At 44.3% G+C, this 15,187-nt stretch carries 11 protein-coding genes and 1 tRNA gene; 1 reads left to right on the top strand and 11 read right to left on the bottom strand.

Going from position 1 to position 15,187, the window contains the following annotated elements:
• Positions 1-114 precede the first annotated feature (114 nt).
• Complete coding sequence (locus ACRAD_RS01215; RefSeq protein ID WP_005017052.1) at positions 115-1,527, bottom strand: Na+/H+ antiporter family protein; 1,413 nt, start codon at positions 1,525-1,527, stop codon at positions 115-117.
• 306 nt (positions 1,528-1,833) lie between these two features.
• Here ACRAD_RS01215 and ACRAD_RS01210 point away from each other — a divergent pair, with 306 nt between their 5' ends.
• A complete protein-coding gene (locus tag ACRAD_RS01210; protein ID WP_005017053.1) occupies positions 1,834-2,334 on the top strand; it encodes a DUF4442 domain-containing protein in 501 nt (166 codons plus the stop codon).
• A 47-nt stretch (positions 2,335-2,381) separates the two neighbouring features.
• Here ACRAD_RS01210 and ACRAD_RS01205 read toward each other — a convergent pair whose 3' ends face one another.
• From ACRAD_RS01205 to ACRAD_RS01160, 10 genes are all read right to left on the bottom strand, one after another.
• Positions 2,382-2,741: a hypothetical protein gene (locus ACRAD_RS01205; protein ID WP_005017055.1), complete on the bottom strand. Its 360-nt coding sequence runs from the start codon at positions 2,739-2,741 to the stop codon at positions 2,382-2,384.
• Between the two features lie 201 nt (positions 2,742-2,942).
• Entirely contained in the window at positions 2,943-7,133 is a 4,191-nt protein-coding gene (gene rpoC / locus ACRAD_RS01200) for a DNA-directed RNA polymerase subunit beta' (RefSeq protein WP_005023025.1), read from the bottom strand.
• 89 nt (positions 7,134-7,222) lie between these two features.
• Positions 7,223-11,311, bottom strand: a complete 4,089-nt coding sequence (rpoB, locus tag ACRAD_RS01195; RefSeq protein ID WP_005023022.1) for a DNA-directed RNA polymerase subunit beta — start codon at positions 11,309-11,311, stop codon at positions 7,223-7,225.
• Between the two features lie 304 nt (positions 11,312-11,615).
• Positions 11,616-11,987: a 50S ribosomal protein L7/L12 gene (gene rplL / locus ACRAD_RS01190; RefSeq protein ID WP_005017060.1), complete on the bottom strand. Its 372-nt coding sequence runs from the start codon at positions 11,985-11,987 to the stop codon at positions 11,616-11,618.
• Between the two features lie 48 nt (positions 11,988-12,035).
• Positions 12,036-12,542 carry a 50S ribosomal protein L10 gene (gene rplJ, locus ACRAD_RS01185; protein ID WP_005017063.1) on the bottom strand — a complete coding sequence of 169 codons (507 nt, stop codon included), beginning with the start codon at positions 12,540-12,542 and terminating at the stop codon, positions 12,036-12,038.
• Positions 12,543-12,813: 271 nt separating this feature from the next.
• Entirely contained in the window at positions 12,814-13,509 is a 696-nt protein-coding gene (gene rplA / locus ACRAD_RS01180; RefSeq protein ID WP_005017065.1) for a 50S ribosomal protein L1, read from the bottom strand.
• Positions 13,510-13,512: 3 nt separating this feature from the next.
• Complete coding sequence (rplK, locus tag ACRAD_RS01175; protein WP_005017067.1) at positions 13,513-13,941, bottom strand: 50S ribosomal protein L11; 429 nt, start codon at positions 13,939-13,941, stop codon at positions 13,513-13,515.
• 111 nt (positions 13,942-14,052) lie between these two features.
• The gene (gene nusG, locus ACRAD_RS01170; RefSeq protein WP_005023018.1) at positions 14,053-14,586 is read right to left on the bottom strand and encodes a transcription termination/antitermination protein NusG; all 534 of its coding nucleotides are present in this window, start codon (positions 14,584-14,586) and stop codon (positions 14,053-14,055) included.
• A 6-nt stretch (positions 14,587-14,592) separates the two neighbouring features.
• Positions 14,593-15,033 carry a preprotein translocase subunit SecE gene (gene secE / locus ACRAD_RS01165; protein WP_005023016.1) on the bottom strand — a complete coding sequence of 147 codons (441 nt, stop codon included), beginning with the start codon at positions 15,031-15,033 and terminating at the stop codon, positions 14,593-14,595.
• Between the two features lie 76 nt (positions 15,034-15,109).
• Positions 15,110-15,185 (bottom strand) — tRNA-Trp (locus ACRAD_RS01160).
• Positions 15,186-15,187: the final 2 nt, after the last annotated feature.

Genomic DNA, 15,187 nt, shown 5'->3' with positions numbered 1-15,187 from the left:
TAACTTTATATTAAAATAAAATAGGCTCTAGATTTTCTCTTTAAACAGCTCATTTTTAAGATGAGCTTAAGAGGATAAATCGGAGCCTTGAAAGAAGCTAATAACCAGATGGATTTAAAGTACCATCGCAGCAATCCAGCCGAAGATAAGCAGCGGAATATTAAAATGGATAAATGTAGGTATCACTGTATCCCAAATGTGATCATGCTGACCATCTATTCCCAAACCGGCAGTAGGCCCTAAAGTGGAATCTGAAGCAGGAGAACCGGCATCACCTAGAGCAGCCGCTGTACCAATCAATGCAACTGTGGCTAAAGGACTAAAACCGAACTGTACACATAGCGGAACATAAATTACTGCCAGTACTGGCACACTCGAGAACGATGAACCAATACCAATGGTGACAAATAGGCCGATAAACAGCATAAGAAATGCAGCCAGTGCATGGTTATCTCCAATTAGATGCACAACCCCATTAACCAGACTATTAATGTCACCGGTATGGGTCATCACTGAAGCAAAACCAGCAGCCGAGATCATGATAAAGCCGACCAAGGCCATCATGCGCATACCCTGTACAAATACGTCATCAGCATCTTGCCACTTAAAGATACCTGAAGCAGAAAGTACTGCAAAACCGACTAGACCACCCAGAATCATTGAACCTGAATAGAGTTGAGCAGCCAGAGTTAATGCAATTGCCAGAAAAGCCATGATCATGGTTTTCTTTGAAATAACTGGAGCTTCACTCGCAACCTGCTGCAATTCTTTGGCATCTTCCTCAAGTTTTACTTCACCAATGCGAACAGGTTTATCTAAATCAATAGTGGTGACACGGGTGACCGCTTTATCTATGTAATGGCGTGGTTTACGGTAACTGATGAATACAGCCACTAAAGTACCAAGAAGCATACCTAATACAGGAATAGCCATACCCATAGGCATCATCCAGCGGTCCACATGCAGATTATAAGCAGCCCCAATCTTGTTAATATTTCCCATGAGAATCTGCTCAAGGAAAATCGCCCCAAAACCGACTGGCAGGAAGATATAAGTCCCCACTAAACCTAGTGTTAAGACACAAGCAGCTGCTCGACGATCCAGATTAAGATGATTCATGACCTTAAGTAAAGGCGGAACCAAGACCGGAATAAAAGCGATATGAACTGGAATCAGGTTTTGAGAACAGATAGCTGAAATTAGTAATATTCCTAACAGCAAAAACTTTACTTTCTTAGCACGTGCCTGAGAGACTTCTGCTCCGAGCAAGCCGATCAGTTTATGTGCCAGTAAATCTGGTAAACCTGATTTAGATAAAGCCAGGGCAAAAGCACCTAATACCGCATAAGCGAGTGCTACTTCGGCACCATCACCCAAGCCTGCATTAAATGCACTTACTGTATCAGATAGGCTTAAACCAGCAACCAGGCCCCCAATCATTGCTGAAATGACTAGTGTCAAAACAACAGAAACTCGCGCGATGGATAAAATAAACATCACGGCAATTGCGATTACGACTGCGTTCATGAATTTAATGAAGAAACAAAAAGTGCCTCATTTTAACAGAATTTTTTCAGTCGCAAGCTTACTATCCGCTGCTATAGAAAACTCATAGGGACCATGCAGATAAGAACCAAATTTAGTCAATATTTTTCAAATATTTATAGTTATTTTGAATTTATTTACTCTAGAGTTTTTATTGATAATTTAACTAATCTGGTTGCAAATTTATATAGATTGACCATTTATTTAGATGAGAACAGTATATGATCAATGCGAGTTTATCTTAGTTAACTTAATATTATTTTATAAAGACAAAAATTATAGGTCCGTATGAATCTTTTAAAGAAACTCCAGAATATTCCTGCAGTGTCCAAATTCATGATTAACCGCTATTCCCCTTATCGCGGTGCCGGAATTATGATCGATCAGATTGATCTGCCCAATTATCATATCCGGGTTAAAATGCCACTGACTCGTAAAAACCAGAATATCGTAGGAACTCATTTCGGTGGTAGCCTTTATTCCATGGTCGACCCATTTTATATGCTCATGCTTATGCACCACTTAGGCAATAAATATATTGTATGGGATAAAGCAGCCTCTATCAGTTTCCTTTCGCCAGGACGCAGCACTGTATATGCCGATATACGTCTAAGCCAGGAAGAACTTGAAGAAATCAGAAGGCTGGCCCACAATTATGAACCTGTCCTTCGTCACTACACCTTAAATATTCTGGATGATCAAGGCGTCAGAATTGCTGAAGTGCAAAAAACCTTATATATCCGCCGTAAAAAATCTAAAACGCTGATTAAACCCTATACTCAAATTTAATCTATGCAAAAAAATAAGCGCATCTAGCGCTTATTTTTTCTGTGCTGTTAGCGACGTCTTTCCTGGATAACTACACCGGCGCCACCACCAAGCGCCCCACCAATTGCAGCGCCAGCATTACCACCAATGACTGCTTCACCAACGACTGCTCCCAGACCTGCACCAATTGCACTACCTGTGGTACTGCCGCGCGTGCCACCTTGAGAATTAGTACCTACGCCTGCGCCAGCCGCTGCACCTAAACCAGCACCGACTTTACCGCCTACTGCATTCCCTGCTCCACCACCTACCGCACCACCTAAAGCCGCCGCACCAATGCGCTGCTCACGAGGTGACATGTTTTCACAACCTGCCAACATAAATACTGATGCAGTGGTCACTGCCAATACGCTAACTAATTTTTTCATGGTTATTATCCCCTGCTTCTATGCTTTATTAGCTTAGTTTAAATTTATGCAGCAATTCTGATGAATATGTTATGAACTAAGTAAGTATTCAGTAATTTATGTAAAAAACTCATGCACTTTATCAGGTATGATTTATCAAGAAATATCATTTCGCAGCTATAAAAAAAGCACCCTTAGGTGCTTTTTTTTAAATTCTAGAACTTAAAGCTCTTCATTCAGTGCTTGAGAAAATGCCTGATCTACTTCAGAGAAGTCATTAGCCAAAGCGAATTCTGCAGCTTCTGCTTCCTGACGACGACGCTCCAAGTGATAAGCCAAGCCTGTTCCTGCCGGAATCAGACGGCCTACTACCACGTTTTCTTTCAGGCCGCGCAGATCATCTTCCTTACCTGTTACAGCTGCTTCAGTTAACACACGAGTGGTTTCCTGGAACGATGCAGCAGAAATGAAGGAGTCAGTCGACAATGATGCTTTGGTAATACCCATCAGTTGACGTTCAAACTTCGCAGGGAACTTGTTCTGAGACAGAACTGCCTGGTTCTCTTGAACCACGCGGATATAATCCACTTGTTCACCTTTAATGAAGCTTGAATCACCACCATCAGTGATTTCAACCTTACGCAGCATTTGACGTACGATGACTTCAATATGCTTGTCATTGATTTTTACACCCTGAAGACGGTAAACGTCCTGAACTTCGTTCACGATGTAGTTGGTCAATGCCACTTCGCCTTTCAAACGCAAGATATCATGTGGATTTTGTGGACCATCAGAAATGACTTCACCACGATTCACATGCTCACCTTCGAACACGTTGATCTGACGCCATTTAGGAATCAGCTCTTCATAAACTTCAGCACCATCATCCGGAGTAATTACCAGACGGTTTTTACCTTTGGTTTCTTTACCGAAGCTTACTACGCCTGATACTTCTGCCAAGATCGCATGCTCTTTTGGCTTACGTGCTTCAAACAGGTCGGCAACACGTGGCAGACCACCGGTAATATCACGAGTACGTGAAGATTCCTGTGGTACACGGCCAATAACATCACCTACGCCAATTGTTTCACCGCTGCGTACAGTCACAATCGTGTTCTGTGGCAGGAAGTAGAACTGTTCACTGCCATCTGCTGTATCAAGTACGATCGCTGGACGCAAATCTTTACCTGATGCAGGACGAGCAGTCACTGGCAGAATCTCAACAGTAGTCATACCTGTTGCATCATCTGTTTTCGATGTTGCAGTCACACCATCAGTAATTTGCGAGAAACGCGCCTTACCAGCCACTTCTGTTACCAGCGGATGGGTATGCGGATCCCAAGTTGCCACAATACCACCAGCTTCTACAGCTTCACCTTCTTTCAGCAGAATGCTTGCACCATACGGCAGTTTGTAACGTTCACGCTCACGACCCAGCTCATCAGCAATACCAACTTCACCCGAACGGGAAACTGAAACCAAGTGGCCTTTAGCATGCTGTACAGTTTTCACATTATGGAAACGTACAGTACCTTTATTACGTACCTGAACACTGTTTGCAGCAGAAGTTCGGCTTGCAGCACCACCCACGTGGAAGGTACGCATGGTTAACTGTGTACCTGGCTCACCAATCGATTGCGCTGCCATAACACCAACAGATTCACCTGGATTCACCAGATGACCACGTGCAAGGTCACGACCATAACATTTTGCACATACACCAAATGCCGAGTCACAGCTGATCACTGAACGTACACGGATTTCATCGATACCTGCTTCTTCAAGCTGAGTAGCAATTTTTTCGTCAATTAACGTATTACGCGGGAAGAGAACCTCTTCACTGCCTGGACGGATCACATCTTCAGCAATCACACGGCCTAGTACACGATCACGTAACGGCTCGATCACGTCACCACCCTGAATGAGTGGAGTCATCGTCAAGCCACCCACAGTGCCACAATCCGGCTCAGTAATGACCAAATCTTGCGCTACGTCAACCAGACGACGCGTCAGGTAACCCGAGTTCGCAGTTTTCAATGCAGTATCGGCCAGACCTTTACGTGCACCGTGAGTCGAGATGAAGTACTGAAGTACAGTCAAACCTTCACGGAAGTTCGCTTTAATCGGCGTTTCAATGATCGAACCATCCGGTTTCGCCATCAGACCACGCATACCTGCGAGCTGACGAATCTGTGCTGCACTACCACGCGCACCAGAGTCAGACATCATATAAATCGAGTTAAATGATTTCTGCTTTTCTTCCTGGCCTTCACGGTTGGTTACACTTACAAATGACAGGTTATCCATCATCGCTTTTGCAACCTGGTCATTAGTACGTGCCCAGATATCCACTACTTTGTTATAACGCTCACCTGCGGTAACAAAGCCCTGTTCAAACTGCTGTTCAATTTCACGAACCTCAGTTTCCGCCTTGTCAATAATTGCCTGTTTCTGTGGCGGAATAACCATGTCTTCCATACCAACAGATACACCAGAGCGAGTCGCTTGACGGAAGCCCAAGTACATTAACTGGTCAGCAAAAATAACAGTATCTTTCAGGCCCAGCTTACGGTAGCAAGAGTTAATCAGTTTCGAGATATTTTTCTTGGTCATCTCTACATTGATCTGCTCGAAGCTTAAACCTTCCGGCACAACTTCCCATAGCAGGCAGCGGCCTGGCGTGGTCTGTACAATGATTGTCTGCTGCTCGCGCTCACCATTTTCATTGATAATGGTCTGGTGTACACGTGCTTTTACGCGGGCATGCATCGCTACCTGACCGGTAGCCAGTGCACGGTTTACCTCATGCGTATCAGCAAACACCATGCCTTCACCTTTGGCATTCACTGCATCACGGGTGATGTAGTAAAGACCTAAGACCACGTCCTGAGACGGCACAATGATAGGTTCACCGTTCGCAGGAGACAGGATGTTATTAGTCGACATCATCAGTGCACGTGCTTCAAGCTGGGCTTCAAGCGTCAATGGTACGTGTACAGCCATTTGGTCACCGTCAAAGTCGGCGTTAAATGCGGTACATACCAGTGGATGCAGACGGATTGCCTTACCTTCAATCAGGATCGGTTCAAACGCTTGAAGACCCAGACGGTGAAGTGTTGGCGCACGGTTTAGCATAACCGGGTGCTGACGGATAACGTGAGCAAGAACATCCCAAACTTCTGGAGTTTCGCGCTCAACCATTTTCTTGGCAGCTTTAATGGTGGTTGCTTGGCCTGAAGCCTGCAGTTTTGCAAAAATAAATGGCTTGAACAGTTCAAGTGCCATTTTCTTAGGCAGACCACACTGATGCAGACGTAGAGACGGCCCTACCGTAATTACTGAACGGCCAGAATAGTCAACACGTTTACCCAGCAAGTTCTGACGGAAACGACCTTGCTTACCTTTGATCATGTCTGCCAAAGATTTTAAAGGACGTTTGTTAGAACCAGTAATGGCACGACCACGACGTCCATTATCCAGCAATGCATCTACAGATTCTTGAAGCATACGTTTTTCATTACGTACGATAATATCTGGAGCAGCCAGGTCAAGAAGACGTTTTAAGCGGTTGTTACGGTTGATCACACGACGGTAAAGATCATTCAGATCAGAAGTCGCAAAACGGCCGCCCTCAAGTGGAACTAACGGACGAAGATCTGGTGGAAGTACTGGCAGTACATTCATCACCATCCATTCCGGCTTATTGTTCGACTCTTTAAAAGCTTCCATCAGTTTAAGACGTTTTGATGCTTTCTTGAGCTTGGTCTCAGACGTAGTTTGTGGAATTTCTTCACGCAAACGAGAGATTTCTGCTTCAAGATCGATATCTTTTAACAGGTCTTGAACAGCTTCCGCACCCATTTTTGCGGTGAATTCATCACCGTGTTCTTCAAGTGCGTTGTAGTATTCTTCATCAGTAAGCAACTGGTATTTCTCAAACGGAGTCATACCCGGATCAGTCACTACATAAGATTCGAAATACAGTACACGTTCAATATCACGCAAGGTCATGTCAAGAAGCAGACCAATACGGCTCGGCAATGATTTCAGGAACCAAATGTGTGCCACTGGAGAGGCAAGCTCGATGTGACCCATACGTTCACGACGAACTTTCGCAGTTGTTACTTCAACGCCACATTTTTCACAGATGACGCCTTTGTACTTCATACGCTTGTATTTACCACACAAGCATTCGTAATCTTTTACTGGACCAAAAATTTTGGCACAGAATAAACCGTCGCGCTCCGGTTTAAAGGTACGATAATTAATTGTCTCAGGCTTTTTCACTTCGCCGTGAGACCATGACTTAATCATTTCTGGTGACGCAAGACCAATACGGATACGGTCAAATTCAACCGGTGCATGACCGTCTGAATCCGTTTTCTTACGCATGATATCGAGCAAGTCTTTCAATTTTTTTCTCCGTGTACCGGGGGGCACATTGCCCGCCCGGCTGGGTCACAAATATTGTTTTTACCTGAAAAGGTGAAGGGTCCTAGACCTTAGTCACCATTTTTCAGTTCAATGTTGATACCTAAAGAACGGATCTCTTTGGTCAATACGTTGAACGATTCAGGCATGCCCGGATCCATATAATGGTTTCCATCTACAATATTCTTATAGATGCGGGTACGGCCTTCAACGTCATCCGACTTCACGGTCAGCATCTCTTGAAGAGTATATGCTGCACCGTAAGCTTCAAGTGCCCAGACTTCCATCTCACCGAAACGCTGACCACCGAATTGTGCTTTACCACCAAGCGGCTGTTGCGTTACAAGAGAGTAAGAACCGGTAGAACGCGCATGCATCTTGTCATCCACCAAGTGGTTGAGTTTAAGCATATACATGTAACCTACAGTTACCGGACGGTCAAACTGTTCGCCTGTACGTCCATCAAACAGGATCTGCTGGCCAGAACGTGGCAGTTCTGCAAGTTCAAGTAACTCTTTGATCTGGCCTTCTTCGGCACCATCAAATACTGGAGTTGCCAGTGGCACACCCTTGCTGAGGTTTCCTGCAAGTTTCAAGATTTCATCATCAGTCAGTGTATCAAGCTGTTCTTGCTCACCACCGACTTTATTGTAAATCTTATCAAGAAAATCACGCAGTTCAACAATAGCACGCTGCTGTTTAAGCATCTTGTCGATCTGCTCACCTAAACCTTTTGCAGCAAGACCCAAATGTGTTTCCAGAATCTGTCCCACGTTCATACGTGATGGTACACCTAGCGGGTTTAATACCACATCAACCGGAACACCATTGGCATCATGTGGCATGTCTTCTACAGGCAGGATTTGTGATACCACACCCTTGTTCCCGTGACGACCCGCCATTTTATCACCCGGCTGGATACGACGTTTAACTGCTAGATAAACCTTCACAACTTTCAATACGCCATGAGTCAGCTCATCACCCGTAGAAAGCTTGCGTTTCTTCTCGGCAAACTTCTCGTCAATCTCGGTGCTTTTCTCTTTCAAGAACACCTGGATCTGGGTTAAACGTTCAGCAATCGCTTCATCGCTTGGCTGGATTTCGAGCAGATCAATCAGTTCAAGGCCAGATAGCAATTCTTCAGACAGTTTCTCACCACGTTTAGTATTTCCACCGCCGTTAGACACCTGATCTTTCAGCAAACGTACAATACGTTCACGAGCCGCTTCTTCAAAGATTTTATATTCTTCTTTCAAATCTTTACGATAAGCGTCAAGTTGTGCTTTCTCAATCGCCAGTGCACGGTCATCTTTTTCCAGACCATCACGTGTAAACACCTGGACGTCAATTACCGTACCTTTGGTACCTGATGGAACACGTAAAGATGAATCTTTTACATCAGCTGCTTTCTCACCGAAGATAGCGCGAAGCAGTTTTTCTTCAGGTGTGAGCTGAGTTTCACCTTTAGGTGTCACTTTACCAACCAGAATATCGCCAGCCGTTACTTCTGCACCGATATAAACAATACCGGATTCATCCAGTTTAGAAAGCGCAGCTTCACCTACGTTTGGAATATCCGCAGTAATTTCTTCTGCACCCAGTTTGGTATCACGTGCTACACATGACAATTCCTGAATGTGAATAGAAGTTAAACGGTCTTCCTGAAGTACACGTTCAGAAAGCAGGATTGAGTCTTCGTAGTTGTAACCATTCCAAGTCATGAATGCAACACGCATGTTCTGACCAAGTGCTAATTCACCACCATCCGTAGACGGGCCATCAGCCAGTACATCACCACGACCAACTTTATCACCCAGATTCACCAGAACTTTCTGGTTAATACAGGTATTCTGGTTTGAACGTGTGTATTTGATCAGGTTATAGATATCTACACCCGCTTCACCCGCAATCATCTCGTCTTCGTTAACACGAATAACTACACGTGACGCATCTACGAATTCAATGGTACCGCCACGTTTTGCAATTACACATACACCTGAGTCACGTGCAACATTCGCTTCCATACCTGTCCCTACTAGCGGTTTGTCCGCAATCAGTGTCGGTACAGCCTGACGCTGCATGTTTGAACCCATCAATGCACGGTTGGCATCATCGTGCTCAAGGAATGGAATCAGAGATGCCGCTACAGAAACTACCTGCTGTGCAGAAACATCCATATGCGTAATACGCTCTGGAGCCATACGCACAAATTCGCCCTGGTAACGTACAGAAACCAGCTCTTCGGTTAAATAACCATCTTTATCGAGTGCAGAGTCGGCCTGAGCAATCACAGTTCCTACTTCTTCAATTGCAGACAGATATTCAACTTCATCTGTTACACGGCCATCTACCACTTTACGGTAAGGCGTTTCCAAGAAACCAAATTCATTGGTTTTTGCGTATACAGACAGCGAGTTAATCAGACCGATGTTTGGTCCTTCAGGGGTTTCAATCGGACACACACGACCATAGTGGGTCTGGTGTACGTCACGCACCTCAAAGCCTGCGCGCTCACGGGTCAAACCGCCTGGTCCAAGTGCCGATACACGACGCTTATGTGTAATTTCAGATAGCGGGTTATTCTGATCCATAAACTGGGACAACTGGCTTGAACCAAAGAATTCTTTGATTGCAGCAGCTACCGGTTTAGCATTGATCAGGTCCTGTGGAGACAGGTTGTCAGTTTCTGCCTGTGACAGACGCTCTTTAACTGCACGTTCAACACGGACCAGACCTACACGGAACTGGTTCTCAGTCATTTCACCTACAGAACGGACACGACGGTTACCCAAATGGTCAATATCATCGACCTCACCCTTACCGTTACGAATTTCAACTAAAGTACGTAATACATCGATGATATCTTCATTCGAGAGAATACCTTCAACTTCACGTGACTTCTGGTCAGTTCCTACTTCGTATGGGCGACCTAAACGACGGTTGAACTTCATACGACCAACAGGTGACAGGTCATAACGCTCAGAAGAGAAGAACAGGTTATTGAACAGGTTCTCAGCAGCTTCTTTTGTTGGCGGCTCGCCTGGACGCATTACCTTATAGATCTCAACCAGGGCTTCTTCACGGCCACTTGTTGTATCTGCACGTAAGGTATCTGCCACGAATGAACCACGGTCAATATCATTGGTATACAAGATATTAAACTGCTTCACGCCACCTTCAGCAATCTTCACCATGATTTCATGGCTCAGCAAGGTATTCGCAGCAATTACATCGCCTGATTTCAGGCTAATATCTTCAGCAGTAATCCGTTCGTACAGGTACTCATCAGGAACTGGCAGTTTAGTCAGGCCAGAAGCTTCCATTTGACGTACATGACGTGCATTGATACGTTTACCCTGCTCAACAATCACTTTGCCATCATTGTCAGCAATATCGAACTGCGCCATTTCACCACGCAGGCGTTCAGGCACGAGATCAATCTGATAACTGCCCATATCCAGATACACAGGGACTTTCTCATAGAACAGATCCAGAATCTGTTCATTGTTATAGCCCAGTGCACGCATAACTACAGTAGCAAGTAATTTACGACGACGGTCGATACGTACATATACCAGGTCTTTGGCATCAAACTCAAAATCAAGCCATGAACCACGGTAAGGAATAATACGTGCTGAATACAACACTTTACCGCTTGAGTGGGTTTTACCTTTGTCATGGTCAAAGAATACACCCGGTGAACGATGTAACTGAGATACGATTACACGCTCGGTACCATTGATGACAAAGGTACCATTTTCAGTCATGAGTGGAATTTCACCCATATAGACTTCTTGTTCACGAACATCTTTGATTGATTTCGTTTCGCGATCTTTAATGATCAGACGAATCTTTACGCGCATTGGTGCCGCATAGGTTGAGCCACGAAGAATACATTCGCGGACATCAAACTCGGGTTTACCAAGGCTATACTCAACAAATTCTAAAGCAGCATTGCCAGAATAACTTTCTATAGGAAAAACTGAACGAAATGCGGCTTGGAGACCGATATCTTCGCGGTTTTTTGGAGTTTTGCCGTCTTGCAGGAAAGTACGGTACGAGTCGACTTGAATAGACAACAGGTACGGTGCTTCCATGACTTGGGGCAATTTACCAAAATTCTTACGGATCCGTTTCTTTTCGGTATATGAGTATGCCATCTGGAGTCCTCGGAAAGTAAACCAAGCCCGCCTGCAGAACGGGCTCAGAAGGAATTACGCAGGCCGATATGGCCACCACTTTTTACAAAAGCTGCAATCTTGAGTGGTATGAAAACGCTTATCAATATTTTCAAATCAAAAAATATTGGTAAGCGTTTGAATTTATTTGATTTATTATTAAATTAACCGATATATTCAGCAAACTAACAAAAATCGAGCCGATTATTGTAACGCAAAAAGGCTGATGACCCAAGAGCCATCAGCCATTTTATGGAGCCGATTAAAAAATCGACTCCTTAAAGAATTACTTAAGAGTAACTGTAGCACCAGCTTCTTCAAGTTTTTTCTTAAGCTCTTCGCCTTCTTCTTTAGAAACGCCTTCTTTAACAGCTGAAGGAGCGCTTTCAACAAGATCTTTAGCTTCTTTAAGACCAAGGCCAGTTGCTTCACGAACTGCTTTAATTACAGCAACTTTGTTCGCGCCGAAAGAAGTCAACTCAACGTTGAATTCAGTTTGTTCTTCAGCAGCAGCAGCGCCAGCACCTGGAGCAGCAGCAACAGCTACAGCAGCAGCAGATACATTGAATTTCTCTTCGAAAGCAGAGATCAGTTCAACAAGCTCAAGAACAGTTTTTTCAGCAACTGCATTTAAGATTTCTTCGTTAGTTAAAGCCATGAGAGTAACTCCAAATGGATATTGAATGGTGTGAAAGTAGATTTAAGCTTAAGCAGCTTCTGACTCGTTTTTCTCTTTGAGCGCAGTAATAAGGCGACCCAATTTCGAGATAGGAGCCTGAAGAACATTAGCAAGCATAGTAAGTGCTTTTTCTTGGTTTGGAAGATTCGCGATTACACTAACTTCAGCACCTTCATAAACCTTGCCATCAAAGGCAGCAGCTTTAAGTTCAAATGCTTTGTTAGTTTTAGCAAATTCTTCAAACAAGCGTGCAGCTGCACCCATGTCATCTTCAGAAGTTGAGAAAGCCAAGATTGTTGGGCCAACAAGGTTGTCATTCAAGATATTGAATTGAGTATCTTGAAGAGCACGCTTAGCCAGAGTGTTACGCACGATACGTGTAGTAACACCAAGCTTACGAGCTTCAACACGAAGAGCAGTTAACTGCCCAACTGTCAGACCTTGGTAGTCAGCAACAACAGCTGAGAACGCTTTAGAAGCAACTTCACTTACTTCTGCAACGATCTGTTTTTTGTCTTCGATAAGAAGAGCCATTGTAAAACCTCCTAACGGTGATTTATGTACCCAAACAGGTACACTCCCAATTCGTAAATCCAATCACTGGACTTACACGCGGAGGAGGAATAAATCACACCACCGCGTCTACGCAGGCTGGGCTATTAAGAGTTCAGGTACAGAACCTTCCCTCGCCTGAGGTCTTTGACGCTAATAGGCTTTAACCTATCAATTCAAAGTCCACTCCAGTTGCTAAAAATTTATATTTCCAAGCTACTGGAGATTTTAAGAATTCTGTCTAAGAATAAACTTAGTTAGAAACGTTGCTTACATCAACAACCAGACCAGGACCCATAGTAGAGCTTAGTGTGATTTTCTTGATGTATACACCTTTTGAGGTCGCTGGTTTAAGTTTTTTCAAATCAGCAATCAAAGTTTCAACGTTTTGACGAACAGCAGATGCTTCAAAGCCAATCTGGCCGATTGCAGCATGGATAATACCTGCTTTGTCTACACGGTAACGTGCTTGACCTGACTTTGCATTTTTAACTGCATTTGCCACGTCAGGAGTTACAGTACCCACTTTCGGGTTTGGCATTAAGCCACGCGGACCAAGAATCGTACCCAATTTACCTACAACGCGCATAGCGTCAGGCGCAGCGATCACAACATCAAAGTTCAGATCACCACCTTGGATGCTCTCAGCAAGGTCATCAAAACCAACAATATCAGCACCAGCTGCTTTAGCTGCTTCTGCTTGTGCACCTTGAGCAAAAACTGCAACACGTACAGTTTTACCAGTACCTGCAGGAAGCGTAGTCGCACCACGAACAACCTGGTCAGATTTACGTGGATCTACACCAAGGTTTACTGCGATATCCAAAGATTCTTTGAATTTCGCTGCTGGAAGGCTGCTTAGAACCTGTACTGCTTCTTCTAAAGTGTAAACTTTGTTTGCTTCAATAGCAGCAGCAATGGCTTTTTGACGTTTAGTTAACTTTGCCATGTCTTATAGCTCCACTTCCAAGCCCATAGAACGCGCAGAACCAGCAATGGTACGTACACGTGCGTCTAAATCAGCACCAGTTAGATCTGGTTCTTTAGTAGTCGCAATTTCTTCTAATTGAGCACGAGTCAACTTACCCACTTTAGTTTTGTTAGGTATAGCTGAACCTTTTTGGATACCAGCAGCTTTCTTAAGAAGAATTGCTGCAGGTGGAGTTTTCATGATAAAAGTGAACGACTTGTCGTTGTACACAGTGATCACGACAGGAATTGGCAGACCTGGTTCAACTTTTTGTGTAGCAGCATTGAATTCTTTACAGAATGCCATGATGTTTACACCACGTTGACCTAATGCAGGACCAATCGGTGGAGATGGATTCGCTTTACCAGCTGGAACTTGCAGCTTGATATAGCCGTCAATCTTCTTAGCCATTATTAAATACCTCTGGGTACAAACGCCGTCAGGCTCCCCGATTTATTCATGTAACAGTAATCGTTACCATAACAATGCCCGACGAATCGGGCGTTTTAACACCAACCTAGCTTAAACTGATTTTTCGACTTGGCGAAACTCGAGTTCAACCTGTGTAGGTCGGTTAAATACATTGATGGTCAGCGTTAAACGTGACTTATCGTATTGAACTTCTTCCACCACGCCTTTAAAGTCGGTGAATGGACCGTCAACTACGAGTAATTCTTCACCTGGCTCGAACATTGTCTTAGGACGAGGTGCTTCACCAGTATTGCGAACACGTGCAAGAATCGCATCTGCTTCACGCTGAGTGATGGGTGCAGGTTTTTCAGGCGTACCACCGATAAAACCAAGCACTTTTGGACATTCTTTTACAATATGCCAAGTATCATCATTCATTTCCATTTCGACTAACACATAGCCTGGAAAGAATTTACGTTCAGATTTACGTTTTTTGCCATCCTTCATCTCTACCACTTCTTCGGTAGGGACCAGGACTTCACCAAAGCTGTCGGCAACAGCGCTACGCTGGATTCGATCATTAAGCGAACGCATCACTTGTTTTTCATAGCCCGAATAGGCATGAATAATGTACCAACGTTTCATAGCTCTTTACCCGATAATTAGCTTAATCAACCAACCCAATCCGTAGTCAAAACACCACAGTACCACTGATGCAATGATAACAACCACAAGAACCTGCCAAGATGTGGTCACGGTTTCTTGCTTGGTTGGCCAAGTGACTCGGCGCAGCTCAACTCGCGCGTCTTTCAACAAACGAATAAAGGCTTTGCCTTGATGGGTGGCGTATAATAAACCTAAAGCCACTACGATACAAGCCAAAATTACCCCAACGCGCACCCAAATATCATTTGCAGGTGCCCAATACGCTGGCAGATGCTGGTTCACCAAAGTCGCACTGATTAATAAGGCTAAAGCAATAAGCCATAGCACAACATCTAGCACAGACCCGGAACGGACAACTTCAGCAGGATTATTTCTTTGAGGAATTGGCGCGTCGCTCAATGCGTCACGCGATTTATCATTCGACATTTTTGTACTCGTCGTAGGATTCGCGACTTATTATATGACAATTCAGCCAGCATCAAGCTTTTTTATTCAGAAAAAGTGGCAGGCCAGGAGGGACTCGAACCCCCAACATTCGGTTTTGGAGACCGACGCTCTACCAATTGAACTACTGGCCTGT

The sequence above is a fragment of the Acinetobacter radioresistens DSM 6976 = NBRC 102413 = CIP 103788 genome (assembly GCF_006757745.1).
GTDB lineage: Bacteria > Pseudomonadota > Gammaproteobacteria > Pseudomonadales > Moraxellaceae > Acinetobacter > Acinetobacter radioresistens.
This window is presented reverse-complemented; position numbering and strand designations above follow the sequence as displayed.

What these genes read in the sequence shown, in the direction of transcription:
- rplJ (WP_005017063.1), bottom strand. Translation starts at nt 12,542, where the DNA reads ATGGCTCTTCTTATCGAAGACAAAAAACAGATCGTTGCAGAAGTAAGT.
- secE (WP_005023016.1), bottom strand. Translation starts at nt 15,033, where the DNA reads ATGTCGAATGATAAATCGCGTGACGCATTGAGCGACGCGCCAATTCCT.
- ACRAD_RS01205 (WP_005017055.1), bottom strand. Translation starts at nt 2,741, where the DNA reads ATGAAAAAATTAGTTAGCGTATTGGCAGTGACCACTGCATCAGTATTT.
- rplL (WP_005017060.1), bottom strand. Translation starts at nt 11,987, where the DNA reads ATGGCTTTAACTAACGAAGAAATCTTAAATGCAGTTGCTGAAAAAACT.
- ACRAD_RS01215 (WP_005017052.1), bottom strand. Translation starts at nt 1,527, where the DNA reads ATGAACGCAGTCGTAATCGCAATTGCCGTGATGTTTATTTTATCCATC.
- rplK (WP_005017067.1), bottom strand. Translation starts at nt 13,941, where the DNA reads ATGGCTAAGAAGATTGACGGCTATATCAAGCTGCAAGTTCCAGCTGGT.
- ACRAD_RS01210 (WP_005017053.1), top strand. Translation starts at nt 1,834, where the DNA reads ATGAATCTTTTAAAGAAACTCCAGAATATTCCTGCAGTGTCCAAATTC.
- rpoB (WP_005023022.1), bottom strand. Translation starts at nt 11,311, where the DNA reads ATGGCATACTCATATACCGAAAAGAAACGGATCCGTAAGAATTTTGGT.
- rplA (WP_005017065.1), bottom strand. Translation starts at nt 13,509, where the DNA reads ATGGCAAAGTTAACTAAACGTCAAAAAGCCATTGCTGCTGCTATTGAA.
- nusG (WP_005023018.1), bottom strand. Translation starts at nt 14,586, where the DNA reads ATGAAACGTTGGTACATTATTCATGCCTATTCGGGCTATGAAAAACAA.